16 protein-coding genes are annotated in these 25,634 nt (G+C 72.2%); 13 read left to right on the top strand and 3 right to left on the bottom strand.

The window, feature by feature from the left end; genetic code table 11:
- The first annotated feature begins 87 nt into the window (after positions 1 to 87).
- The 7 genes from SM573_RS17415 (at position 88) to SM573_RS17445 (ending at position 12,891) form a co-directional block, all read left to right on the top strand.
- A complete protein-coding gene (locus SM573_RS17415) occupies positions 88 to 1,215 on the top strand; it encodes a Gfo/Idh/MocA family protein (protein WP_474616563.1) in 1,128 nt (375 codons plus the stop codon).
- Positions 1,212 to 2,714 (top strand): sugar ABC transporter ATP-binding protein, encoded by a 1,503-nt coding sequence (locus tag SM573_RS17420; RefSeq protein ID WP_474616564.1) that lies wholly within the window; start codon positions 1,212 to 1,214, stop codon positions 2,712 to 2,714. Before SM573_RS17415 ends, SM573_RS17420 begins: the two co-directional genes overlap by 4 nt.
- A complete protein-coding gene (locus SM573_RS17425) occupies positions 2,711 to 3,736 on the top strand; it encodes an ABC transporter permease (RefSeq protein WP_474616565.1) in 1,026 nt (341 codons plus the stop codon). The genes SM573_RS17420 and SM573_RS17425 overlap by 4 nt, the downstream gene beginning before the upstream one ends.
- Positions 3,733 to 4,743: an ABC transporter permease gene (locus SM573_RS17430; RefSeq protein ID WP_474609925.1), complete on the top strand. Its 1,011-nt coding sequence runs from the start codon at positions 3,733 to 3,735 to the stop codon at positions 4,741 to 4,743. Before SM573_RS17425 ends, SM573_RS17430 begins: the two co-directional genes overlap by 4 nt.
- A 31-nt stretch (positions 4,744 to 4,774) precedes the next feature.
- Positions 4,775 to 5,950, top strand: a complete 1,176-nt coding sequence (locus SM573_RS17435; RefSeq protein WP_474616566.1) for a substrate-binding domain-containing protein — start codon at positions 4,775 to 4,777, stop codon at positions 5,948 to 5,950.
- Positions 5,947 to 6,798: a sugar phosphate isomerase/epimerase family protein gene (locus SM573_RS17440; RefSeq protein ID WP_474609923.1), complete on the top strand. Its 852-nt coding sequence runs from the start codon at positions 5,947 to 5,949 to the stop codon at positions 6,796 to 6,798. The genes SM573_RS17435 and SM573_RS17440 overlap by 4 nt, the downstream gene beginning before the upstream one ends.
- Before the next feature lie 93 nt (positions 6,799 to 6,891).
- Positions 6,892 to 12,891: a ThuA domain-containing protein gene (locus tag SM573_RS17445; RefSeq protein ID WP_474616567.1), complete on the top strand. Its 6,000-nt coding sequence runs from the start codon at positions 6,892 to 6,894 to the stop codon at positions 12,889 to 12,891.
- A gap of 208 nt (positions 12,892 to 13,099) precedes the next feature.
- Here SM573_RS17445 and SM573_RS17450 read toward each other — a convergent pair whose 3' ends face one another.
- Positions 13,100 to 13,930 carry an NAD(P)H-binding protein gene (locus tag SM573_RS17450; protein ID WP_474609921.1) on the bottom strand — a complete coding sequence of 277 codons (831 nt, stop codon included), beginning with the start codon at positions 13,928 to 13,930 and terminating at the stop codon, positions 13,100 to 13,102.
- Between the two features lie 83 nt (positions 13,931 to 14,013).
- Here SM573_RS17450 and SM573_RS17455 point away from each other — a divergent pair, with 83 nt between their 5' ends.
- From SM573_RS17455 to SM573_RS17465, 3 genes are all read left to right on the top strand, one after another.
- The gene (locus SM573_RS17455) at positions 14,014 to 14,610 is read left to right on the top strand and encodes a TetR/AcrR family transcriptional regulator (RefSeq protein WP_474609920.1); all 597 of its coding nucleotides are present in this window, start codon (positions 14,014 to 14,016) and stop codon (positions 14,608 to 14,610) included.
- Positions 14,611 to 14,782: 172 nt separating this feature from the next.
- Positions 14,783 to 16,228: a serine/threonine-protein kinase gene (locus SM573_RS17460; RefSeq protein WP_474616568.1), complete on the top strand. Its 1,446-nt coding sequence runs from the start codon at positions 14,783 to 14,785 to the stop codon at positions 16,226 to 16,228.
- Between the two features lie 105 nt (positions 16,229 to 16,333).
- On the top strand, positions 16,334 to 16,726 hold the full coding sequence (locus SM573_RS17465; RefSeq protein ID WP_474616569.1) for a RidA family protein: 393 nt from the start codon (positions 16,334 to 16,336) through the stop codon (positions 16,724 to 16,726).
- Between the two features lie 36 nt (positions 16,727 to 16,762).
- Here the strand turns inward: SM573_RS17465 and SM573_RS17470 are convergent, their stop codons facing one another.
- Positions 16,763 to 17,275 carry a hypothetical protein gene (locus SM573_RS17470; RefSeq protein WP_474616570.1) on the bottom strand — a complete coding sequence of 171 codons (513 nt, stop codon included), beginning with the start codon at positions 17,273 to 17,275 and terminating at the stop codon, positions 16,763 to 16,765.
- A 284-nt stretch (positions 17,276 to 17,559) separates the two neighbouring features.
- Between SM573_RS17470 and SM573_RS17475 the strand changes: the two genes are divergently transcribed.
- From SM573_RS17475 to SM573_RS17485, 3 genes are all read left to right on the top strand, one after another.
- Positions 17,560 to 20,154 (top strand): M64 family metallopeptidase, encoded by a 2,595-nt coding sequence (locus tag SM573_RS17475; RefSeq protein ID WP_474616571.1) that lies wholly within the window; start codon positions 17,560 to 17,562, stop codon positions 20,152 to 20,154.
- A 701-nt stretch (positions 20,155 to 20,855) separates the two neighbouring features.
- Positions 20,856 to 23,228 carry a glycoside hydrolase family 95 protein gene (locus SM573_RS17480; protein ID WP_474616572.1) on the top strand — a complete coding sequence of 791 codons (2,373 nt, stop codon included), beginning with the start codon at positions 20,856 to 20,858 and terminating at the stop codon, positions 23,226 to 23,228.
- 106 nt (positions 23,229 to 23,334) lie between these two features.
- Positions 23,335 to 23,520 carry a hypothetical protein gene (locus SM573_RS17485; RefSeq protein WP_474616573.1) on the top strand — a complete coding sequence of 62 codons (186 nt, stop codon included), beginning with the start codon at positions 23,335 to 23,337 and terminating at the stop codon, positions 23,518 to 23,520.
- Between the two features lie 140 nt (positions 23,521 to 23,660).
- Here the strand turns inward: SM573_RS17485 and SM573_RS17490 are convergent, their stop codons facing one another.
- Complete coding sequence (locus SM573_RS17490; RefSeq protein WP_474616574.1) at positions 23,661 to 25,577, bottom strand: glycerophosphodiester phosphodiesterase family protein; 1,917 nt, start codon at positions 25,575 to 25,577, stop codon at positions 23,661 to 23,663.
- Between the last annotated feature and the right edge of the window lie 57 nt (positions 25,578 to 25,634).

A 25,634-nucleotide genomic window follows, 5' to 3' on the forward strand; every position in this document is an offset into this window, starting at 1 on the left:
GGACTTTCGCCACCGATCAGTTAACTATCCGCGATATCGGTCTGACTTTCGGTTGACCGAGGCATAAGTGGCCGATACCGTCGACGCATGTCGATGGCCGATGTGACAGCGGCCCCCGGTGGCCTCGAATCCGCGCGGCGGACACTGCGCGTCGCCGTGGCCGGCGCGGGGTTCATGGGGCAGGTGCACGCCGAGGCGGCCCGCCGCGCCGGGGCGAGCGTCGTGGCCGCGGTGGCGTCGCGCCCCGACCGTGCCGCCGACGCCGCCCGGGCCGTCGGCGCCCACCAGGGCTACCCCGACGTGACAGCCCTGCTCGGCGACGTCGAGGTCGACGTGCTGCACGTGTGCACCCCCAACGCGTCGCACGCCCCCGTCGTCACCGCCGCGCTCGCCGCCGGCGTGCACGTCGTCTGCGAGAAGCCGCTCGCCACCGGCAGCGCCGAGGCCCGGGCGCTGGTGGCGGCGACCGGCGACCGCGTCGCCACCGTGCCGTTCGTCTACCGCTTCCACCCGATGGTGCGCGAGCTGCGCGCCCGCCTCGCCGCGGGGGAGGCGGGCGTCGTCGCCAGCGTGACCGGCGGCTACCTCCAGGACTGGCTGTCCCAGCCCTCCGACGACGACTGGCGGGTCGACGCGGCCCTCGGTGGGCCGTCGCGGGCATTCGCCGACATCGGCTCCCACTGGTGCGACCTGTTCGAGTTCGTGACGGGCGACCGCATCGCCCGTCTCTCCGCCCGCACCGCGATCGTCCACGACCGCCCCAGAGGCAACGGACGACCGACCGAGGATCTCGCCGCCGTGCACTTCACCACCGCCGCCGGCATGGTCGGCACACTCGTGGTCTCGCAGGTCGCCGCGGGTCGCAAGAACCGGCTGCACCTCGAACTGTCCGGCACCGAGGCGAGCTTCGGCTTCGACCAGGAGGACCCGGAGCGACTGTGGGTGGGCCGCCGCGAGGGCGGCCAGACGCTGCTGCGCGACCCCGGGTCGCTGCACCCCTCCGCCGCCCGCTACGTCCGGCTGCCCGCCGGACACGCGCAGGGCTACCAGGACTGCTTCGACGCGTTCGTCGCCGACACCTACCGGGCGGTACGCGGCGAGGACGTGCCGGACGGCCTGCCCACGTTCACCGACGGCCTGCGCGCCGTCCGGATCACCGACACGGTGCTGGCCTCGGCGGCCTCGGACGGCGCGTGGGCCGAGGTGCCGACATGACGCCCGGCGCGACCACCAGGGTACGGCTGACCGGCATCACCAAGTCGTTCCTCGGCGTCCCGGTGCTGCACGGCGTGGACCTGGAGCTGCGCGGCGGCGAGGTGCACGCGGTCATGGGCGAGAACGGCGCCGGCAAGTCCACACTGCTCAAGGTGCTCGCCGGTGTGCATCGGCCGGACAGCGGCACCATCGAGGTCGACGGCGCGGAGGTCTCCTTCGCCGGCCCCACCGACGCGCAACGGGCCGGTATCGCGATCATCCACCAGGAGTTTACCCTCCTGCCGCACCGCAGCGTCGCCGAGAACGTCTACCTCGGCCGTGAGCCGGTCCGACGCCTGCAGGTCGACCGGCGCCGCATGATCGCCGACACCCGCAACCTGCTCGACTGGCTCGGCGAGGACGGCATCGATCCCACCGACACCGTGTCGTCGCTGTCGGTTGCCCAGCGACAGGTCGTCGAGATCGTCAAGGCGCTCTCGACCGACGCCCGGGTGCTCGGCATGGACGAACCGACCGCCGCCCTCGCCGACCACGAGGTCGAGCTGCTCTACGACCTCGTACGGCGGCTGCGCGAGCGCGGCATCGCGATCCTCTACGTCTCCCACCGCATGCGCGAGGTGTTCGACCTCTCCGACCGGATCACCGTGCTCAAGGACGGCCGGTTCGTCACCTGCGCCCCGACCCGGCAACTGACCTCGGAGGCCCTCGTCCGGCACATGGTCGGCCGCGATCTCGGCGAGTACTACCCGGAGCGGGCCGCCGCCGGCGACCTCGGGCCGGTCCGCCTCGCGCTGCGCGACGCCGGCAACGAGCGGGTCCGCGACCTCACCATCGAGGTTCGCGCCGGTGAGATCGTGGGGCTGGCCGGCCTCCAGGGCTCCGGCCGCTCGGCCGTCGCGCGGGCGGTCTTCGGCGTCGAACCGCTCACCCGCGGCGTGCTGGAGGTCGACGGCGTCGCCCGGCGGGTCACCCGCCCACGCACCGCCGTACGCCTCGGGATCGCCCTGGTCACCGAGGACCGCAAGGGCGACGGGCTGGCGCTGCGCCAATCCGTACGCGACAACACCCTGCTGGTCCGCCGTGCCGCCCTGCGCGGCGCACCGGCCCGCGCGCGTTCGGACCTGTCGGCGCTGCTCGACATCGTGGCCGTGGTGGCCCGCGGGGAGCACCAGGAGGTGCGCTACCTGTCCGGTGGCAACCAGCAGAAGGTCGTCCTCGCCAAGTGGCTCGCGGTCGCGCCGAAGGTGCTCGTCGTCGACGAGCCGACGCGCGGCATCGACGTCGGCGCCAAGCGGGCCGTGCACGAACTGCTGCGCGACCTCGCCCGCCGCGGCGTCGCCGTGCTGATGATCTCCTCGGAGCTTCCCGAGCTGATCGGCATGAGCGACCGCATCCTCGTCATGCACGACGGCGCGCTGGCCGGCGAGCTGCCCGCCGGCGCGAGTGAGGGGGCCGTGATGGCGCTCGCCACCGGGCACGGGATCGGTGCGGTGGCATGAGCACACTCCAGGAGAAGCCCGCCACCGCCGGGCGCGACGTCGCCCGGCCCGACGTCCGCCGGCGGCTCACCCCGGTCGTGATCGTCTACCTCGCGCTCGTCGCCCTGCTCGTCGTCGGCAGCGTGCTCGTCGGCCTGCGCGGTGAGGTCCTGCTCGACCAGGCCGGCATCCTCAACATCCTCACCCGCGCCACGGCCCTCGGCCTCGTCGCCGTGGGACAGACGATGGTGATCCTCACCGGCTCCCTCGACCTGTCCGTCGCGTACCTGATCGGCCTCACCTCGCTCGTCACCGCGCAGACGATGGCCGGCAGCGACGGCATGATCGTGCCCGGCGTGCTGCTCGCGCTCGCCGTGGCCGCCGGCGTCGGCCTGGTCAACGGTCTGGTCATCACCGTCCTCAAGGCCAACGCGTTCATCGCCACACTCGGCGTGGCGCTGATCCTGCGCGGATACCTCGAGGACAACTACACCGGCCCCGCCGGGGACGTCCCCCGCGGCTTCCAGCACCTCGGCTACGACCGGATCGGCCCGGTGCCCGTCGCGGCACTGCTCATGCTGGCCGTCGCCGCCCTGGCCTGGTGGTACCTGTCGCGCACCCGCCCCGGCTACCACATGTACGCCGTCGGCGGCGACATCGAGGTGGCCCGGGTGTCCGGGGTGCCGACCCGTCGGGTCATCGTCACCGCGCACGTGCTGTGCTCGCTCGCCGCCGGCCTCACCGGCATCTACCTCGCCAGCCGTCTCGGGTCGGGCGCCCCGTACGTCGGCACCGACGCCGGATACGACCTGGAGTCGATCGCCGCGGTGGTGCTCGGCGGGACGCTGCTCGCCGGCGGCCGGGGCGGTGTCGTCGGCACCATCGGCGGTGTCCTCATCCTCGCCACCCTGGACACCATCTTCGACGACCTGGAGGTCGACCCGTTCTTCAAGGACGTGGTGCGCGGCGTCGTGCTCGTGACCGCCGTCGCGCTCTACGCCCGGCGCATGAGCGCCAACCGGGCCCGCCGGAGGCTGTCATGACCTGGCGACCCCGACTCGCCGAGGGCACCGGGCCGGTGCTCGTCGTCCTGCTCGCGCTGCTGGTCGGCCTCGCCGTCACCGGCCCGGCCTACGACGAGCCGTCCGGCTACCTGGCCCTGCTCAAGCGCGCGGCGCCGCTGATGATCCTGGCGATCGGGCAGTACTTCGTCATCGTGTCCGGTGGGTTCGACCTGTCCGTCGGTGCGCTGGTGACCGCCGGGGTCGTCATCGCCGCCCGGCTCATCGACGGCGACGAGTCCGCGACGACGTGGGTGATCCTGCTCGTGCTCGGGTTCGGCCTGCTCGTCGGCCTGGTCAACGGGCTCGTCACGACGAAGCTCCTGGTGCCGTCGTTCATCGTCACGCTCGGCATGCTGCTCGTGCTCGACGGCGCGGTGTTCCTGTGGACCGACGGCGCCCCCCGCGGCGCGCTGTCCACCGGCTTCCGCACGTTCGGGCGCGGCGCCCTGGACGTCCCGCTGCTCGGCGAGATCCCGTGGTCGGTGCTCATCCTGCTGGCGATCCTGGTCGCCGCCGCGCTGTTCATGCGCGGCGGCACCGGCCGGGCGCTGGTCGCGGTGGGAGACAACGAGGCGGCCGTGCGACTGTCCGGCGGTCAGGTCGATCGGCTCCGGCTGCTCGCGTTCGCCCTCTCCGGCCTGCTCGCCGCGGTCGCCGCGATCCTGCTCGGCGGGTTCGCCGGCGTCTCGGCCCAGGTCGGCAACGGCCTGGAGTTCCGCGCCATCACGGCCGTCGTGCTCGGCGGGGTCCTGCTCGGCGGCGGGCGCGGGTCCGTGGTCGCGGCCGCCGCCGGCGCGCTGTCCCTGGAGGCGCTGTTCACCCTGCTCAACCTGCTCGGCGTGAGCGGCGCCCTCGAATCCGCCGTGCAGGGCGTGATCATCATCGCCGCCGTCGCGTACGCCTCCCTCGGCGGTGGCCTACGCCTACGGCTGCGCCGGCGGGCGAGTCGGCCCACCGGCCCGCCCGTGCGTCCCGCTCCCTCCTGACGTCCCCCCGGCCAGTAAGGAGAACGACGATATGACCAGACGATGGGCCCTGATGGCCGCGGTGGGGGTCCTCGCCCTCGCCGGCTGCTCCAGCGACCTGCCCGACGAGACCACCCCCGGCGGGGAATCGTCCAGCACCGACACCCGCAAGTCGGAGTTCTTCGACCAGGCCGAGTACGACCGCCAACTCGCGTTCCGCGAGGCCACGCCGCAGGGCCCGGACGGCAGGCCGTGGGAGCAGATGCTCCAGCCGGAGATGGTCGACACCGCGAAGTTCGCCAAGCCGGGCGGCAACTACCGGCTCTGCTTCTCCAACGCCGCGGTCGACAACCCCTGGCGGCAGGTGGGCTACAAGACCATGCAGCAGGAGGTGAAGCTGCACCCGGAGATCACCGACTTCGTCGTGCTCGACGCCGAGGCCAAGGACGACAAGCAGATCAGCGACATCCAGTCGCTGGCCGGCCGCGGCTGTTCGGCGATCATCATCTCGCCGAACACCACCGCCACCCTCACTCCCGCCGTCGAGCAGGCCTGCGCCACCGGCGTGCCGGTGATCGTGTTCGACCGGGGCGTCAACACCGAATGCCCGGTCACCTTCATCCACCCCATCGGCGGCTTTGCCTTCGGCGCCAACGGCGCGGAGTTCCTCAAGGAGAAGGTCAAGCCCGGCGGCAAGGTCCTCGCCCTGCGCATCCTGCCCGGCGTGGACGTCCTCGAACAGCGGTGGGCGGCCGCCAACGAGATCTTCGGCGGCAGCGAACTCGACGTCGTCGGGGTCGAGTTCACCGACGGGGACGCGGCCAAGACCAAGAGCATCGTGGCCGACTACATCCAGCGCGAGGGCCAGATCGACGGCGTGTGGATGGACGCCGGTGCCACCGCCGTCGCCGCCGTCGAGGCGTTCCAGGACGCCGGTGTCGACGTGCCCGCCATCGTCGGCGAGGACCAGCAGGACTTCCTGCGGCTCTGGGTCGACGAGGGACTCAACGCCGTCGCGCCCACCTACCCCACCTACCAGTGGCGCACCCCGGTCATCGCCGCCGTGAAGATCCTCAAGGGCGAGCAGGTGCCGAAGGAGTGGGTGCTGCCGCAGCCGCGCATCACCAGCGACAACGTCCGCGAGTACGTGAAGCAGGACATGCCGCCGCTGCACTACGCGATGTGCGGATGCGAGGACATGCCGGGCTACCCGGGACCGTGGAAGTGACCGGACACCCCCTCGGGGTCAACACGTGGGTGTGGGCCTCGCCGTTGACCGACGCGACCCTGGCCGCCCTCGCGGCCAAGGTCGCGGCCTGGGGCTTCGACGTGCTCGAACTGCCCGTGGAGCACCCGGGTGACTGGGCGCCGGATCGAGCCGCCCGGGTGCTCGACGACCACGGCCTCGGCGCCACCGTCTGCCTCGTGATGCCACCCGGCCGGGAACTCGTCGCCGCCGACCCGGCCACCATCCGGTCCACCCAGGACTACCTGCTCCGCGTGATCGACGCCGCCGCGACTGTCGGCTCGCCCGTCATCGCCGGGCCCGCGTACGCCTCCGTCGGCCGGACCTGGCGGATGACCCCCGCCGAGCGTGCCGCGGCGTACGCGCAGCTGCGGGAGAGCCTCGCCCCGGTCGTCGCCCACGCGGGCGCGGCCGGGGTGACGGTGGCCGTCGAACCGCTCAACCGCTACGAGACCAGCCTGCTGAACACCGTCGGCCAGACCCTGGAGGCGATCGACGACCTGCCGCACTGCGGGGTGGCCCTCGACCTCTACCACCAGAACATCGAGGAGACCGACATCCCGGGAGCCGTCCGCGCCGCCACCGGCCGGGTCGCCCACGTGCAGGTCTGCGGCAACGACCGGGGGGCGCCCGGCGCCGACCACCTCGACTGGCCGACGATCCTCGCCGCGATCGACTCCGCGGGCTACACCGGCCCGCTGTGCATCGAGTCGTTCACGGCGGAGAACGCGACGATCGCCACCGCCGCCTCCATCTGGCGTCCCCTCGCCGCGAGCCAGGACGCCCTCGCCGTGGACGGCCTGACGTTCCTGCGGGAGGTGACGCCCTAGACCCACCGCCCGCTCCACCCAGTCCGACGGCGCCGGCACGCCGCACGGTCACGGCAGCATCCACTGCTCGCGTCCCAGGAGGTTTCGCATCTCATGAACGTGACCCGGCGTCCCCGGTGGGGACGGCTGCTCGCGATGCCGGTCGCCGCCGCACTCGCGATGTCCATGATCAGCGCTCCGCCGGCCGCCGCGCACCCGGGCGCGCACGGCGACGCCCACGTCCTGATCTTCACCAAGACCACCCAGTTCCGGCACACCGAGGCGATCGAGCAGGGCGTGCCCGTGCTCCAGGCCGCCTTCGCCGACGCCGGGATCACCTCCGAGCACACCGAGGACTCGGCGATCTTCAACGACGAGGACCTCGCGCACTTCGACGCCCTGGTGATGTTCCAGGCCTCCGGCGATCCGTGGACCGCCGACCAGAAGGCGGCGATGGAACGCTACATGCAGGCCGGCCACGGCATCGTCGCCATCCACAACGCCACGGACATGCGCGGCAACTACGCGTGGTGGGACAACATGATCGGCACGCTGATGCCCGGCCACGCCGCCACCGGCAGCAGCCCCGGCCTGCCCGGCACCGTCCGCGTCGAGGACCAGACGCACCCGTCGACGAGCCACCTGCCGCAGCGCTGGAACCGGGCCGACGAGTGGTACAACTTCGCGCTCAACGTCCGCGGCGACGCCCACGTGCTCGCCACGATGGACGAGACGACGTACGACCCGGGCGGCAACGCCATGGGCTACGACCACCCGATCTCGTGGTGCAAGCCGTACGACGGCGGCCGGGCCTGGATGACCGGCATGGGTCACTTCGGCGCCCACTACACGGGCGAGACGCAGCTCGTGCAGCACATCACCGGTGGCGTGAAGTGGGCGGCCGGCATGGTCGAGGGCGACTGCGGCGCCACCATGTGGGACAAGTTCGAGCGCGTGCCGCTGGACCAGAACACCAGCGCCCCGTACGCCATGGACGTCGCGCCCGACGGCCGTGTGTTCTACACGGAGCTGGTCCGCGGCGAGATCCGGGTGTACGACCCGCGCACGCAGACCACGTCGACCGCCATCACCATCCCCGTGTACTCCGGCGGCGAGGACGGTCTGCTGGGCATCACGCTCGACCCCGCCTTCGCCACCAACGGCCACCTCTACGTCTACTACTCGCCGGCCAGCGGCGACGACACGAACCCGGACAACTTCGTCAACCGGTTGTCCCGGCTCACCGTCGGCGAGGGCTCCCAGATCGACCGGGCCAGCGAGAAGGTGTTGTTGGAGGTGCCCGCGCGGCGGCTGCCCGACGAGCCGGGGCACACCGGCGGCGGCCTCGACTTCGGCCCGGACGGCAACCTGTACCTCGGCGTCGGCGACGACGTGAACCCGCACTCGGAGCCCTCCGGCGGCTACGCGCCCCTGTCGGAGCGCGACGGCACGTTCCACGACGCGCGGGCCACCTCGGCCAACACCAACGACCTGCGGGGCAAGGTGCTGCGCATCCACCCCGAGCCGGACGGCACCTACACCGTCCCCGAGGGCAACCTGTTCGCGCCGGGCACCCAGAAGACCCGCCCGGAGATCTACGCGATGGGCTTCCGTAACCCGTTCCGGTTCGCCATCGACCCGGAGTCCGGCGCCCTGGCCGTGGCCGACTACTCGCCCGACAACAGCAACGACAACCCCGACCGCGGCCCGGCGGGCATCGCCGAGTGGAACCTCATCACCGAGCCCGGCTTCTACGGCTGGCCGCTGTGCATGGGCAACAACGAGCCGTTCCGCGACGTCGACTACCGCACCAACCCGGTCACCGTCGGCGGGTACTTCGACTGCGCCAACCCGGTCAACGACTCGATCCGCAACACCGGCCTCACCGACCTGCCGCCGGCCAAGCCCGCCAAGATGTGGTACGGCTACAAGCGCTCCTCGGTGCCGTCGGTCATCCCGCAGGGGGGCGGCCTCGCGCCGATGGGCGGTCCCTTCTACCAGTACGACCCGGAGCTGGACTCGGACACCAAGTTCCCCGCGTACTACGACGGCAAGCCGTTCTTCTACGAGTGGTCCCGCAACAAGATGTACTCGATCATCCCGGGCGGCAACGGCGCCGTGGAGAAGGTCAACCCGTTCCTGCCCGACGAACAGTTCCTCGCGCCCATCGACTCGAAGTTCGGGCCGGAGGGTTCGCTGTACGTGCTCGACTGGGGCGGCGGCTTCGGCCGCGACAACCCCAACTCGGGCCTGTACCGCATCGACTACATCTCCGGTTCGCGCTCCCCGGAGGCCAAGGCCACCGCCACCCCGGACTCCGGGCACGCGCCGCTGGAGGTGCGCTTCGACGGCGCGCCGTCGTCCGACCCCGAGGGCGAGCAGCTCACCTACGCCTGGGACTTCGACGGCAACGGCACGGTCGACTCCACCGACCGCGCCCCGACCCACACCTACACCACCAACGGCGTCTTCGACGCGCGGCTCACGGTGACCGACCCACACGGCAAGACCGGCACCACGACCGTGCCGATCACCGTCGGCAACACCCGGCCCGAGGTGCGGTTCGACCTCCCGCCCCACGGCGGGTTCTTCGACTTCGGTGACGAGATCAGCTGGAACCTGTCGGTCACCGACGCCGAGGACACCCAGATCGACGACGCCGACGTGGTGATCCAACCGGCCCTCGGCCACGACGAGCACGCGCACCCGGCCGACCCGCTGCACGGGCGGACCGGCACCGTCGCCACCTCGCTGGGCGGCGGACACAGCGACGACATGAACGTCTTCTACGCCCTCGACGGTCGCTACACCGACTCCGGCGCGAACGGCGTCCCGCCGCTGACCGGGTCGGACACCACGCTGCTCTTCCCCAAGCAGCGCGAGGCGGAGTTCTTCGACTCCTCCCACGGCGTCACCGTCGGGCCGGCGCGGGACGTGGAGGGCCATGCCAACGCCGTCACCGGCCAGAACGGCGCGTGGACGTCGTACGACCCGGTGAACCTGCGCGGCGTCGACAGGCTGGTGCTGCGCGTGGCGGCCGCCGGAGCGGGGAGTATCGAGCTGCGCCGCGGCGCACCGGACGGCGCGCTGCTGGGCACCGCCCAGGTCCCGGCGACACCCGCCGGCCGCTACGTGGACGTACCGGTCGACGTCACCGACCCGGGCGAGACGTTCACCCTGTACGCGGTGTTCCCCGGGGCGGGGGAGCGGCGGCTGAACTTCATCGAGGCCGACGGCAAGGGCATCTCCCCGACGACCAAGCCGAGGGTCGCCGTGACCGCCCCGAAGCCGGACGACGACCTCGAACCGGGCGCCATCGCCGTCACCGCCGACGCCTCCGACGCGGAGAACACCATCACCAAGGTGGAGTTCTTCGTCGACGACACGTCGATCGGCGCCGACACGACGGCCCCGTACGCGGTGACGTGGAACGCCACGACCCAGAAGCGCTACCAGCTGACCGCCGTGGCCACCAACGACAAGGGCGCGACCACCACCTCGCGCATCGTCGAGGTCGAGGTCGGTGACCTGTACGGCGACTGGCAGACCTTCAGCAACACCGACGCCACCGTCGACCGGCCGGACACCGACACCTGGGTGATCAACTCCGGCGGCGCGAACATGTGGCAGGGCACCGACCAGTACGGCGCGGTGTACCTCCCGGCCGCCGCCGGAAACCAGTGGACGGCCACCGTCAAGATCGAACGGCAGGGCAACTCGAACCCGTCGGCCAAGGCCGGGCTCGTCGTCCGCAACGACGTCACCCAACCGGGCAGCTCGCCCGGCTACGCGGCGATGACGCTGCGAGCCGGGCTCGGCTTCGAGTGGCTGCGCGACACCGACGGCAACGGCCAGCTCGACGCGAGCACGGGCGCCAACACCACCAGCTACCCCGCGTGGGTACGCATCGTGCGCGACGGCGACCAGTACTACGGCTACTGGAGCAAGGACGGCACGACCTTCACCCGCGTCGGCGACCCGGTGACGCTGCCCGGCGCGGCGAGCCCTCAGGACATCGGCCTCGCGGTCACCGCTCACAGCACGTCGGCCACCAGCGAGGTGGAGTTCAGCGGCTTCAGCCTCGTCGACGAGGTGATCCACCCGGGCCCGGAACCCGAGCCCGAACCGGCGCCGGGGTGCGTCGTCAAGGGCACCGACCTGTTCGACGGCGACGCGCTCGACACCACCCGCTGGACGGTCGTACGCCACGCGCCGGACCTCCCCGTGCGGTTGGCGAACGGCGCGCTCGTGCTGCCGGTCACCAACGGCGACATCAACGAGGGCGCGACCGGCCCGATCAGCTACGTCGGCCAGCCGGTGCGCTCCGGGGCGTGGACGGTCGAGACGACGGTGTCGATCGCCCACGGCCGGCAGTGGCAGCACGCCGGGTTGCTGATGCACGGCAGCGACAACGACTACGTCAAGCTGGCGTTCACCCGCAACGCCTCCGGCGGGCGGCTGCTGGAGTTCCAGACGGAGGCGGCGGGCACCCGGACCTGGCACGCCAACGTCGACCTGCCGGCGGACTTCCCGCCGGTGGTCCACCTGCGGCTGGTGAGCGACGGGTCGAGGCTGACCGCCGCGTACTCCACCGACGGCCGGACCTGGACGGCGCTGGCCGGCTCGGCGACGGTCCTCCCACGCGCCACCATCGGCCCGATGGCCGCCGGCGACACGGCGGCCGCCGAGGTCGAGGCCGTGTTCGACCACTTCACCGTCACCCCGGACTCGACGGACGACGGCGTACGCGGCCCCGCCGACGAGTTCGACGGCGACGCGGTCGACGGCTGCCGCTGGGACGCGGTGGTGCGCTACGACTCGTCGAAGGTCGCGGTGACCGACGGCCAGCTGCGCATCGAGACGCAGCCGGGCGACATCAACGGCGACGACAACGGCTCGCCGCGCAACTTCATCCTCCAGGACCTGCCGGACGGGGACTGGACGGTCGAGACCCGGCTGACCCCGGCGATGCTGCACCGCTGGCAGCTGGCCGGGCTCCTGGTGTACGCCGACGACGACAACTACGTGAAGTTCGACGTGGTGGCCACGAACACCAACGGATCACCGACCGACCTGCGGGCGGAGCTGGTGTCCGAACGCGACGGGCAGTTCGGCAACGGCGGCAACCGGTCCGTCGACGTCGCCGAGGCGACCGAGAGCGGCTGGTACAACCTGCGGCTGAAGCGCACCGGCAACTCCTACTCGGCGGAGGTCAGCGACGGCGGGATCACCTGGACCCCGCTCGGCGACCCGGTGACCAACGACGCCGAGATGACGTCGTTCGGCCTGATGGCGCTGGGCCCGGAGCAGGTCACGCCCGTCACGGTGGCCTTCGACTACTTCCGGATCGTCGACACGACGGCGCCGTCGGTGTCGGTTACCGTCGACCCGGCGACGCCGGACGGGCAGAACGGCTGGTACGTCTCCCGGGTCACCGTGTCGGCCACCGGAACCGACGACAGCGGCCGCCCGGTCGCGATCTCCTACGCGGCGGGCGACGGTGAGTGGACCGACTACCGGCAACCGGTCGGGGTGACCGCCGACGGCCGGCACCAGCTACGGTTCCGGGCGGTCGACGAGGCGGGCAACGTCTCACCCGAGTCGGTCGTGTCGCTGCAGGTCGACGCCACCGCGCCGGTGGTGTCGTTCGGTGGGGTGGCCGACGGCGGCTCCTACCAGCTGGGCAAGGAGCTGTCCATCACGGCCTCGGGGAAGGATCCGGCGTCCGGTGTGGCGTCGACGGTCGTCCAGCTGGACGGCGTGCCGGTCACCGGGGCGGTCGCGCCCACCGCCGGCACCCACCGGGTGACCGCCGTGGTCACCGACAAGGCGGGCAACGCCGCCGAATCGGCGGCGCAGTTCGAGGTGGTCGCCACGTTCGCGAACACGAGGGCCCTCGTCGACCGCTACCGCGCCGAGCGGGTGATCCCGACCGCCCGCGCGACGGTCCTCAAGGCACATCTGGAGGCGGCACGGCTTCTGGCGGCGGCGGGCCGTGAGACGCAGGCCCGGGCGGCGCTCGACCGGTTCACGGCGACCGCCCGCACCGTCACCGACGAGCAGGCCCGCACCCACCTGGTGGCGGCCGGCGCCTACCTCCGGGCCCACCTGTGAGGGGATGACGGCGAGCCGGTGCCGGCCGGCTCCCGACCGGTGCCGGAGCACGCCTGCGTGCTCCGGCACCGGGTGCCGGGGCGGGCCGTCCAGCGGCGGATGCTCCGCGGACCCGGCGCCCTGGGCCGCGCCGCCGCTCCGACGTCGGCGCGCCGTCGACGCGATCTGTCCTCGCCCCGGCGGCCACACGTCTTGTTGCCAAAGGGCGTCAACGGAACGCCGCGGCGTTGCGCCTGGCCCACCCGGCGAAGGTGCCGGGAGCCCGACCCAGGACCTTCTCGACATCGGGGCTGACCATCTGTTCGCGGGCGGTGGGGGTGCCGAGGATGTCCAGGGTGGTGTCGGCCACCGGGGCCGGCATGAACGTGAGCATCTGGGAACGGGCCGCCTGCCGGCTCTGGTCGACGAAGGTGACGGGCTCACCGATCGCGTCGGCGATGGCGGCGGCGCGCTGACGCGGGGTGGTCAGCTCGGGGCCGGTGAGTTCGTAGATCGACTTTGCGTGGCCGGACCGGGTGAGCGTGACGGCGGCCACGGCGGCGATGTCGTCGGGGTCGATGAGCGGGAGGCCGACGTCGCCGAAGGGGGCGGCGGCGGTGCGGGTGGCCTTGATGGACGGCGCCCAGGCGTAGGAGTTGGAGGCGAACCCGCCGGGACGAAGGATCGTCCACTCGCTGCCGGACTCCACCACGGCCTGCTCGAAGGCGGCGAACGCCCGGCCATGTGACACGGAGTTCGGGCGCGTGGCCACGCCCTGGGAGGAGAGCAGCACGATCCTGCCCGCGCCGGCGAACTGGGCGACGACCTGGGTGGGGTCGCCGGTCATCATCAGGTCTCCGCCGATCAGGAGGAACACCGCGTCGGCGCTGGGCAGGTCGGCGGCCGGCTGGGCGAGGTTCGCGGTGACGGTGCGGACGCCGCGCGGCAGGTCGGAGGTGGTGTTGCCGCGGGACACGGCGACCACCTCGTGGCCCTGCTCGGCGAGCGTGCGGACCAGGGTGCGGCCCACGTTTCCGGTGGCGCCCGTGACAACGATCATGAGATGTCGCTCCTAAGTTAGTTAGCCAACTGACTAATGGGTCCGCTGACCGTAGCACGAGACGGGCACCTATAGTTAGTCAGGTGACTGACTCGAACCCGTCGGCCCGCTCCCGGACGGCCAGCGCCAAGCGAGAGCGGCTGATGGTGGCCGCCGCGCGGGTCGTGCACCAGCAGGGAGTCGAGCGCACCACCATCGCCGACATCGCGCGCCTCGCCGACGTCCCCGTGGGCAACGTGTACTACTACTTCAAGACCAAGGACGAACTCGTCCGCGCCGCGCTGTCGGAGCACGCGCGACAGTTGGCGCTGCTCACCGCACGCCTCGACCAGCTCTCCGACCCGCGGGAACGGCTCAGAGGGCTGGTCGAGGCGTGGGTCGGCCAGCGTGACGTCGCCGCCCGGTACGGCTGCCCCACCGGCACGCTCGCGGTGGAGCTGGACAAGCGGGACGACGGTGGACTGGACGCCGAAGCGGGCAAGGTCATCCGGCTGTTGCTCGACTGGGTGGAGCGACAGTTCCGCGAACTGGGCCTGCCGGAGCCCGACGGGCTCGCCCTGACACTGGTCGGCGCGTACCAGGGCATGTCACTGCTGGCCAACGCCCTGCGCGAGCCGGGCGTCATGGACCGCGAAGGCGCCCGCCTGCTCGCCTGGCTCGACTCTCTCGCAGCCCGTTGAGACCAGCGCGACACCGCCGGCCAGCACTGGCTGCCGGCCCCGGCGGCGTGACATCCCATCGACGCGGGCACAGCCGGTAAGCGCCTGGTGCGGAGAGCCGGCGCGACGGCGACGAGAGCCCGAACGGCGCATCCGTGCTTGAGACCGGCGGCTCCGGGGTACCGAAACCACCATGCCGAGTGTGGGGCAACTCGTCGGAGACCGTTACCGCCTGGTCGAAACGATCGCCAGCGGCGGTATGGGTGACGTGTGGCGGGCCGTCGATGAGACGCTGGACCGCTGCGTCGCCGTCAAGACGCTGCATTCCCGCCTGGTCACCGACGCCGAATTCGGCGAACGGTTCCGCCGCGAGGCGCGGGCGATGGCAGCCCTGCGCCATCCCGGTGTCGCCCAGGTCTACGACTACGGTGAAATGTCCCTGCCCGGTGAGCCGGCCCTCGCCTACATCGTCATGGAGTGCGTACAGGGACAGCCCCTGGCGGCACGGATCACCGAGGTGGGGCGGCTCGACCCGGCCGAGGCGATGTCGATAGCGGCACAGACCGCCCGCGCCCTCGACGCCACGCACCGCGCCGGCGTCGTCCACCGCGACGTCAAACCCAACAACCTCATCATCGAGCCCGACGGGCACGTCGTCCTCGTCGACTTCGGCGTCGCCGTCACACAGGAGGCGGCGAGCCTCACCGCGGCGAACCAGGTGGTCGGCACCCCCCTGTACATGGCACCCGAGCAGGTGTCCAAGAACGAGACCACCGCCGCCATCGACATCTACGCGCTCGGTGCCGTCATCTACCACTGCCTCGCCGGTCGACCGCCCTACCAGGGGGACAACGCGGTCGCGGTCGCACTGCGGCACCTCGAAGACGAACCGCCGCCGCTGCCCCAGGACGTCCCGGCGCAGGTCCGGCAGTTCGTGGCCACCGCCATGGCCAAGGAACCCGCCGACCGGTTCCCGACCGCGGCGGCGATGGCCGCCGCGGCGCAGACCCTCGCCGACTCGTACGACCGGCAGGGGAGCACCACCGTCCGCGCGGCCTGGGTCGAGCCGCCGACCGTGCCCCTGACTTCCCGGCCGCCGGCCTCCCGTCGGCTCGTCAGCGGCGGAAACACCAAGGCGGCGGTGCTGCTCGGCTCGGTGGCCGCCGCGGCCGCCGTCCTGACGTTCGCCGACCCCACCGGGTTGATGTCGGACCGGACCGGGCGACCGCCGGAGCCACCCGCGGTCTCTCCCACGGTGTCGCCGTCGACCCGGTCGGCGCAGACCGGACCGGGCCCGGGGGCCGGTGGCGGCGAACCGGTCGCCCGCACGTCCGCCGGCACGCCGGCTCGTACGCCCGGATCCCCCACCCCGACGGCGAGCCGTCCCGCGCCCGAGAGCAGCGCGGGGGGAGCCACCCCCTCGGGCGGACCCGATTCCGGTTCGCCGCGCCCCACCGCGTCGGCGAGCGCGCCCCAGGAGCCGACGGGAACGCCGACGGGCGGAACGACGGACGGCCCGACCGCGGAGCCGACGGAGGAGCCGACGACGGACCCCGCCGAGGAGCCGACCGAGGAACCGACGGTGGAGGAGTCGACCGACGAGCAGACCACGGCGGCCGGGCTCAGGTCGTACTCCTGAGGACATCCGTATGTCATCGACCTGTCGCCGTGGGTGACGCTACGATCGATGTCGGTGCGCCGGCGCACCCCACTCGATCGCAACGGAGGAGCCTTGGGCGCCACGGTGAAGTCGTTCAGTTACGACGTTCCCTGGGAGGGGCTGTACGGGTTCAGTCAGGCGATGCAGGTCGGCGACACGGTCTACGTCTCCGGGCAGCTCGCGCACGACGCCGAGGGGAACTTCGTGGGGGAGGGCGACTTCGACGCCCAGGTGAAGGCGACTCTCGACAATCTGGACAGGGTGCTGGCGCACTTCGGTGCCTCCCGACGCCAGGTGGTGGAGACCACGGTCCTCGTCGTGGGGCTGCGCGAACACTTCGACGCGGTGGCCGCGGCGCACTCCCGTTACTTCGGCGACCACCGTCCGACCAGCACGGTCAGTGGCGTGGTGGAGCTGGCGCTACCGGCCCAGCTCGTCGAGATCGGGGCTGTCGTCCGCCTGGACGTCGCCGCCTGACGCGACCCCCCTCGGAAGTCGGTGCCTGCGCATCCGTCAGGGGTGACGGGTCGGGTCGTCGTCCGACGGTGCCCGGGCCGGCGGTGCCGGAGGAAGATCGGTGCCGGTGCCGGTGATGCCGGCCGCCTGCTGGTGCGCCCGGTCGAGGATCGCCTCCGCCTCCCGGCGGGCGGCGGCGACGATCCCCTCCGCTTCCCGCCGCGCCTCGGCGCGATGGTCGTTGGCCTGCGCCTCGGCGATTTCCAGGATCTGTTCCACCCGGGTGCCCAGGCCGCTCAGGGTGGGGCGCAGCCGGTCCCGCCGCCGTTGCTCCGCGACGGCCGCCGCCTCCGTGCCCGCCTCGGCGCCGATTCCGGAGGCCTCCGCCTCCCGGTCGACCAGGCCGCCGCCCACGAGATCGGATTCCGTCGTGCCGAGCTGGGAGAGCCCGACACCGAGCACGGCGACCGCGACGCCGGACCAGACGGCGGCCGGCCCGAGGGACGGGCCGACCGCGGCGCCGACGCCCAGTCCGACGAGGACGGCCGCGGTCTTGGCCGGCTTTCGCATGGAGCCTCCTCGGGTACGGGCGACGACGGCTTCGGTTCCCGCATGGCGAGCGAGTCAACCGGACCGGTCAGCCACGGGATCAGCGCACGGGACACGCACATCGCGGGCAGGTCCGGCGGTGGCGGGTGGACCTCGAACCCGACGCCACGACGCCCGTCCCGTCGGCTGAACGGCCGGCGGTGACCGAAGTTCCGTCAGGTGTCTGGTGATTTCGCCACGGGTGCCGAACTAGCGTCTGGTGGCCGGAGGGACCTGCCGGCGGACGAAGGTGAGGTGGGGATCTCGTGAAACGCAAGCTCGCGGCCCTGGCGGCGGTGGCCCTGGTGGCCAGCCTCCTGACCGGGGTCGGTCCGGCCAGCGGCGCCCCGGCGGACGGCCCGCCGATGCCGCTGCCCGACCCGAAGGTGCACCCGATCCAGGTCACCGGGCCGGCGGCCGAGCGACTGAATCTGATCATCCTCGGTGACGGCTACCAGTGGGACCAGCAGCGGCTCTTCCTCCAGGACGTCGACCGCAACCTGGCGGTCATGTGGGCCACCGAGCCGTTCCGCACCTACCGCGACTACATCAACGTGTACGCGGTGGAGATCGCCTCGATCGACTACGGCGTCCGGTGCGACCCGGACGGCCGGGTCCGACACCCGGACGGCACGATCCGCGACACCGGCCAGCGTGAGGGGCCGATCAACACCAAGAACACCGCGCTGCGGATGATCTACCAGAACGGCTGCGCCGACCCGCTGTCGCGGGGAACCGTCTACGGTGGCGCGCCGGTGGACTGCCAGGACGACGCCGCGTACTACCCGCCTGGCGTGAACCCGTGCGAGACCGGCAACCAGGCGCACAACCGGATCCTCGACACCTACGTGGCGCCGGTGTTGGGCATTCCGCGTACCGCCCAGAACGTGCAGACCCTCGCGATCTTCAACACGTTCACCTACGGCGGGATCGGCGGCACCAACGCGACCACCTCGGGCGGCTCCCCGCAGGGCCCGCTGATCTCGCTGCACGAGATCGGCCACTCCCTCGGCACCCTGGCCGACGAGTACCCGTACTCCTCGCGGGACGTGGTGCGGCCCTGCTACACCGGCGGCGAGCCCAACAGCTTCCACCACACCACCTACAGCGACCCGCAGAAGATGGTCGACGACCAGCACAAATGGTGGCGCTGGATCGGTGAGGAGAGCCTGTCGGGCGGCACGATCGGGCTGCACGAGGGCGGCGGCACCTACCCGTGCGGGCAGCGACGGCCCAGCGAGCACTCGATGATGCGCTGGATCGGCTTCGACTTCGACCAGGTCGGCCTGGAGCACATGGTCGCGCGGGTCACCGGCATGCGGAACTCCGGCCAGATGAACGTGCGGCACACGCCGGTCGGCACCGTGCCGTCGGACAGTGTGCTGTGGGTCGAGACGGGCCAGCCGCGATACCACGAGCTCCAGGTGACCTGGCGGGTCGGCGGCCCCGACGGCACCGTGCTCGACACGCACAACAGCCGTGAGCTCGACCTCGACCCGCTGCACCTGCCCGCCGGCACGGTGGTGCACGTCGAGGTGCGCGACCCGGTGGGCCCGGACGGCATCGACTGGGTCCGCAACCCGTCCACCGGCAACACGGCCACGAACTCCGGCTTCAACGGACCCCGCTTCGTGCAGACCCGGCAGTGGACGGTGGGGGACACCACGGTGACCCCGTCGGCGCCGGCCGCGACGTTCACCGGCCACACCATGAACACCCAGCCCGTCGCCGGTGACGAGGTCGTGTACGTGCGGACGAACCACCTCGCCGACCGGATCCTCGACGTGAGCTGGTCGCTGAACGGCAAGCCGGTGCCGAACCCGCACAACAGCCGCAACCTCGACCTCGGCGCGCTCCGGCTTCCGTCGGGCACCCACACGCTGGCCGCGACGGTGACCGACCCGGCCGACCCCGGCGTCACCGACCGCGTCGAGTGGACCGTCGACAACGCCGGCCCGACCGCGCCCCGGACCCTGTCGCAGCCGCTGACCCGCCTCGCCGGCAGCACCGAGCACCCGGTGTACTTCAACGGCTGGGACATGTGGCTGGACCCGCGTGACGACCGCACCGGCTACACCGAGGACCGGCACGTCGTCGGTCAGCTCCGACTGGACAAGGACGGCTGGTTCAACTACTTCGGCTTCCCGGAGCAGCCGATGCCCGAGTCACCGTTCCAGTTCCGCCACTCGGGCACCGACATCAAGGCGCTGACGTACGGCAACCTCGGCACCGGCGGCCTGTCGAAGGCAGCGTTCGAGCAGGCGCTGCCGGACGACCACCCCGGCGGCGGGTTCGTGCCGGGCTTCGGCACCCACCTCGTGGAGCACCGGGCCATCGACCCGGCCGGCAACGTGGGCGAGGCGAGCGCGTACCGGGCCACCGTGCTGCCGGGCTCGTCGCCGGAGTGCACCCGGACGCTCACCGGAGCGCAGCCGCGGGTGGTCGCCTCCGAGGGCGTGACCTGTCTGCGTGACGCGCGGGTGGCCGGCGGGGTGTCGGTGCGGCCCGGCGCCTCCCTGGTGGTCAGCGACAGCGCGATCAACGGCGCGTTCTCTGCCGCCGGGGCACAGGCGGTGCAGCTGTTCGGCAGCACGGTGAACGGCTCCACCAGCATCGTCGGCACCACCCGGGACGTGACGATCGCCGGCAGCACCTTCAACGGCGCGCTCAATCTGTCGCAGAACGTCCAGGTGAGCGCCAACGAGCGGTTCAGCCGGCTGGCCGGTGCGTACGGGCCGATCCTCGTCGGCAGCCGGGTCAACGGCTCGTTGGGCTGTGCCGGCAACAGCGCGCCGGTGAAGGACTTCGGCGCGCCCAACACCATCAACAGCGCCAAGGGCGGTGACTGCGCCGCCCTCTGACCGCGCCGACCGCGCACCCGCGTGGTGGGCCGGTGACCGCCGGCCCACCACGCCCTCGCGGGACCGTGCCTCCCTGAGCGACCCGGGCGGCCCGTGAAGGCTCCTGACGCCGTCGCTGCGCCTTCGGCCGCCCGCCGCTGATCGGGCGCGCCGACGCGGGTCACGCCCGCCTCTTCACGCTGCTCACCCGCGGCACGGACGCCGCCGCGCCCCTCTTTCCGCCACGCCGTCCGACGCTCCGCGAGCCGCCACGCGGGCGTGCGCCCCCGAGCGCCACATCGCCCGGCGCGCTCCGCGACCCGCCACGCGGGCGGGCGCTCCGCGAACCGGCACGCCGCCCAGCGCGCTCCGTGAGCGGGCACGCGGGCAGGAGCGTACGCCGGCGCCGCGACCGGATTCGATCCCCTCGCCGGCGTCGCGGCCTCCCCGCCCGGTGCTGCTCCGCCGGCGGCATCGCGGGCCCCGCGCCGGACGGCTCGTCGCGCGGACTCACCCGCCTGCCTCCCGTGACCTCCCGTGGCCGGGCGGCCGCATCGGCGGCGCCGGCGGCGGTCTGGACACCGGCTATTGACATCCGTGAAACCTCCCCCGTATTTTCCGAAAACATCGGACCTTCTACCGCCGCCTCGCCTCAGCGCGGCCACTCGACCGCGCCCATAGCCACGAAAGGTCCGATCACTTGCCTCGAAGGGAGAGACGAAGTGCTCGAATCGTCCCGCCGTGACTTCCTCCGCCTCACCGGTGCCGCCGGGGCCGGCCTCGCGCTCGCCGGTGTCCGCCCGTTCGCCGCGCACGCCGCGCCGGCCCGCCCCGCCGACGCGGAACTGGTTCCCGAGAACCGCGCCACCACGCTCTGGTACCGCACCCCGGCCCGCGAGGACCAGATCATCCGGGAGGGCCTACCAATCGGAAACGGTCGCCTCGGCGCGCTGGTCAGCGGAGACCCGGCTGACGACGCGCTGTACATCACCGACGGTTCGTTCTGGACCGGAGGGCGCAACGACACGCTGACCAGCGACGGTCAACTGCACTACGACGCGAACGGCTTCGGCAGCTTCGGCGTGCTCGCCCAGGTGCACGTCACGCTGGCCGGACACGGTCCGCAGGAGTACACCGACTACCGCCGGCAGCTCGACCTCAGCAACGGGATCGTCTCGGCGAGCTACCGGATCGGCACGACGCACTACCGACGCGAGGTCTACGCCAGCCACCCCGACGACGTCATCGTCCTGCGACTCACCCGGTCCGGCCGCGGCAGCCACACCGGCACCATCGCCCTGACCGGCACCCACGGCGAGACGACCACAGCGAACGGCAACCGGGCGGGCTTCGCCGGGACCCTCCCCAACGGGCTGCGGTACGGCGCGGCGGTCACCGCGATCGGCAGCGGCGGCCGGGTTCGCGCCGACGGCGCCACCGTCACCTTCGAGGGCTGTCCGGAGGTGCTGGTGGTGATCTGCGGCGGCACCGACTACTCGCCCGACGCCGCGAAGGACTTCCGCGACCCCTCGATCGACCCGCTGGCGCTCGCCCGCGAGAAGGTCGCCGCCGCCGTCACGACCGGCGCCGCCGCACTGCTGGCCACGCACGTGGCCGACTACCGGCGGCTGTACGACCGGATGACCGTCGACCTCGGGGAGTCGTCGCAGGTGCAGCGCGCCCTCGACACGTGGTCACGCATCGCGGTGCGCCACACCGACCCGACCACCGCCGACCCCGAGCTGGAGGCCACGTACCTCCAGTTCGGGCGCTACCTCACCATCACCGGCTCCCGCGACGGCCTGCCGATGAACCTGCAGGGCCTGTGGATCCACAACAACACCCCCGACTGGTTCGCCGACTACCACACCGACATCAACGTGCAGATGAACTACTGGCTCGCCGACCCGGCCGGGCTCGGCGAGTGCGCGGACGCGTTGGCCGACTACTGCGTGTCCCAGCTGCCGGTCTGGACGGACGTGACCCGGCGGCTCTTCAACAACCCCGACAACCGCTTCCGCAACAGCAGCGGGCGGCTGGCCGGCTGGGCGATCGCGTTCTCCACCAACATCTACGGCGGCAGCGGCTGGGTGTGGCATCCCTCCGGCAACGCCTGGCTGTGCAACTCCCTGTGGCGACACTACGAGTACAGCCAGGACCGTGCGTACCTGGAGAAGATCTACCCGGTGCTCCGGGGCGCGGCCGAGTTCTGGCAGTCCCGACTCGTCACCACGACCGTCACCGACCCCGACGGCACCTCCCGGGAGGTGCTGATCGACGACACCGCCTGGTCACCGGAGCACGGGCCGGACGCCAAGGGCACCACCTACGCCCAGGAACTCGCCTGGGACCTGTTCCAACAGATCCAGATCGCCAGCGAAAGACTCGGCCGGGACGCCGAGTTCGCCGCCGAACTCAAGGAGCTGCAGGCTCGGCTCTACCTGCCGAGGGTCAGCCCGAAGACCGGCTGGCTCGAGGAGTGGATGACCCCGGAGAACCTCGGCGAGGTCACGCACCGGCACCTGTCCCCGCTGGTCGGGTTCTTCCCGGGCGACCGGATCGCCTCCGACACCAGCCCGAAGGAACTGCTCGACGGCGTACGCAACCTGCTTGTCGCGCGCGGCATGGACAGCTACGGCTGGGCCTGCGCGTGGCGTTCGTTGTGCTGGGCGCGACTCAAGGACGCGGAGCGCGCGTACCAGCTGTACCTGACCGTCATGCGCCCCTCGATGAACAACGGCAACGGCACCTCGGCGAACCTCTTCGACATGTACAGCCAGGGCAGCTACACGATCTTCCAGATCGACGCGAACCTGGGCGGCGCCGCCGCGGCCCTGGAGATGCTGCTCTACTCCCGTCCCGGCGTGATCGAGCTGCTGCCGGCACTACCGCCCGCCTGGGCCGCCAAGGGTTCGATCACCGGCGTCGGCGCCCGGGGCGGCTTCGAGGTCGACCTGACCTGGCGCGACGGTCGCGTCCTGCGGGCGACGGTCCGCAGCGTCGGCGGCACCACCACCGAGGTGCGGGCCGGCACCTGGCGGCGGCGCGTCACCCTGCGACCGGGCGAGGAGGTGACCCTGACGCCGGGCCGATGAGGGACCGTGACGCCACCCTCCTCGTCGCGTCCTCGACGTCGACGTCCAGCTCCATCCGGCAGTCAAGCACGGCGGAATCAGCCCGGGATCGCGGCCAGCGGTCGCAGTGGCAGGAGATTCGACGCGACGTGTCGAGGAGCGGTGCCGGCCGTTCGTCATAAGGACGACGCAGCGCTTCCCACCACGAGGAGCAAGGACGAAGTACGCGATGCTGCTGTTCCGCGACGACCGCGAGTGGACCACGCTGTCCCCGGCCGAGGAGCAGGACGTGATGACGCAGGTCTACGAGTGAGCAGGTCGGCCCGGGCGGCGTGCCACAGGTGGTAGCCGCCGAGCTGCCCCCGGAGCGCGTCGACCCGTCGGGGTCGGCTGAGCCCTCCCGCGTGAGGTCCCCGCCGTCGGAGCCGACGGCGGGGACCGGTGGTGCGGGGACTACCTCTGGGCGAGGGTCCGGGCGTCGGCGGCGATCAGGTCCGCCGCGGCGGCCGGCACCTGCTTCCCGGCCTGCACCTTCACGTACGTCGCCAGCGTGCCGTACTGGCCCTGGCTCAGCAGCGCGGTCATGGCCGTGAGCGCGGACTGCTCGGCGCCCGAGGTGAGGATCACGTAGCCGAGCCCGGCCTGGCTCGCCGTCACCGTGAAGGTGCTGGTGGCCGTCGCGGTGCCGTCGGGCCCGGTCGCCTCGGCGCGGATGGTGTGCGTGCCCGCGGCCAGCGTGCGCAGATCGAGGGCGCGCCCCGGTTCGATCTTCTCGCCGTCGAGGGTGACGGTCACGGTGTCCGCGCCGGTCGCGGCGACCGCGACGACGGGGGACTGGGCGCGGTCGAGCTGGGTGCCGTCGACCGGCGACGTGACCGCCACCGTCGGCTCGGCGGCCGGCCGCTGCAGGAAGGCCGAGTTCCAGCCGACCAGCTCGGCCGGGCGGTTGGTGATGACGCCGTCGGTGCCGATGCGCTCCAGCCGCTGCCACAGGCTGGCCGAGTCCATCGTCCAGGCCATCACGGCCACGCCGGCGGCGTGCAGCGGCGCCACGACCTCCGGCCTGGCCAGCAGCGCGTTGCCCTCCGGGTTGTACGCGGTCAGGTGCAGCTCGCGGGAGATCGCGACCGGGTCGGCGTCCAGGCTGCTGCGCAGCAGGCCCAGCGGCAGCTCGGGTGCCAGCTCGTACGTGTAGCGCAGGGCGTCGACCTCGAAGCTCTGCACGAACACCCGGCTCGTCATCTGCTCGTCCCGGATGACCTGGATGATCCGCCCGACCTCGTCCTTCGTGTGCCTGCCCTTGATCTCCAGCAGCAGGTTGCCACCCCGGGTGCGCAGGTCGGCGAGCTGCTCGGCCAGGGTGGGCACCCGCTCACCGGCGTACTGCGGGGCGAACCAGGAGCCGGCGTCGAGGGCCTTGATCTGCGCGGCGGTCAGGTTGCGGATGTTGCCGGTCCCGTCGGTGGTCCGGTCGACCGTGCCGTCGTGCAGGACGAACGGGACGCCGTCCTTGCTCGGCTGGACGTCGTTCTCGATCCAGTCGGCGCCGCCCTTACGCGCGATCTCCTGCGCGACCAGGGTGTTCTCCGGGGCGGCGGCGGACGCGCCACGGTGCGCGATCACCGTGAAGGGGCCGCCCTCCGGGCGGATGAAGCCGTTCGGCGGCAGCTCGGTGACGACCACGTCGTCGTAGGAGACGGTGCCGCCGTTGACGAAGAGCGCCTGGATCCCGTTGGCGGACCGCTGGAGGCTGCTCGTCCGCATCATCTCCCGCCCGTCGAAGATCCAACGGGCCTGGTTGCCGTGCACCTCGACCGCGACGCGCACGTCCCGACCGGTGCCCGCCGCGTACGGGGCGGCCGCCGTGTTCGTCACGACCCACGCGTTGCCGGTGGTCCGCTGGGCGAACTCCAGGCCATTGGCGGCGGTGGTGCCGCTGCGCATGGTGGCGATCCACCACGGGGTCGCGCCGTCGGCCGGCACGTCGATGCCGAGCGAGGCCCAGCGGGTGGCGGCCTGCACCGACTCGAAGCGCATGGTCGCCTCGAACCGGAAGTCGTTCAGGTGCCGACCAAAAGTGATCTTGTTGTTGGCGCTGGAGCTGGCCGACGTGCCGTACAGCCGGCCGTTCTCGACCTTCCAGGTCCCGTCGACCGCGTTCCAGCCGGCGGGCAGCGACCCGGAGGAGAAGTTCTCCGAGACGACGACGTCACCCGGCTCGGCGGTGGCCGGCGACGAGGTCGCGACGGCCACCACGGCGGCGGCGCCGGTCACGGCGAGCGCGGCGACGACGGCGGCGGCCCGGGTCCGCGTCGCGACGAACCTCGTCACGGCGCGGCCGAGCGGCGAAGATGCGGAGAGGACAGTCATGAGCGTGACCGTACGAAGCCGAACCAGCCGCGTGATCAACCGCGCGTGGCCGACGCG

Source organism: Micromonospora xinjiangensis (assembly GCF_056150165.1).

Coding starts and splice junctions, on each gene's coding strand:
- SM573_RS17445 (WP_474616567.1), top strand. CDS start 6,892: ATGAACGTGACCCGGCGTCCCCGGTGGGGACGGCTGCTCGCGATGCCG.
- SM573_RS17450 (WP_474609921.1), bottom strand. CDS start 13,930: ATGATCGTTGTCACGGGCGCCACCGGAAACGTGGGCCGCACCCTGGTC.
- SM573_RS17425 (WP_474616565.1), top strand. CDS start 2,711: ATGAGCACACTCCAGGAGAAGCCCGCCACCGCCGGGCGCGACGTCGCC.
- SM573_RS17490 (WP_474616574.1), bottom strand. CDS start 25,577: ATGACTGTCCTCTCCGCATCTTCGCCGCTCGGCCGCGCCGTGACGAGG.
- SM573_RS17415 (WP_474616563.1), top strand. CDS start 88: ATGTCGATGGCCGATGTGACAGCGGCCCCCGGTGGCCTCGAATCCGCG.
- SM573_RS17470 (WP_474616570.1), bottom strand. CDS start 17,275: ATGCGAAAGCCGGCCAAGACCGCGGCCGTCCTCGTCGGACTGGGCGTC.
- SM573_RS17430 (WP_474609925.1), top strand. CDS start 3,733: ATGACCTGGCGACCCCGACTCGCCGAGGGCACCGGGCCGGTGCTCGTC.
- SM573_RS17460 (WP_474616568.1), top strand. CDS start 14,783: ATGCCGAGTGTGGGGCAACTCGTCGGAGACCGTTACCGCCTGGTCGAA.
- SM573_RS17420 (WP_474616564.1), top strand. CDS start 1,212: ATGACGCCCGGCGCGACCACCAGGGTACGGCTGACCGGCATCACCAAG.
- SM573_RS17435 (WP_474616566.1), top strand. CDS start 4,775: ATGACCAGACGATGGGCCCTGATGGCCGCGGTGGGGGTCCTCGCCCTC.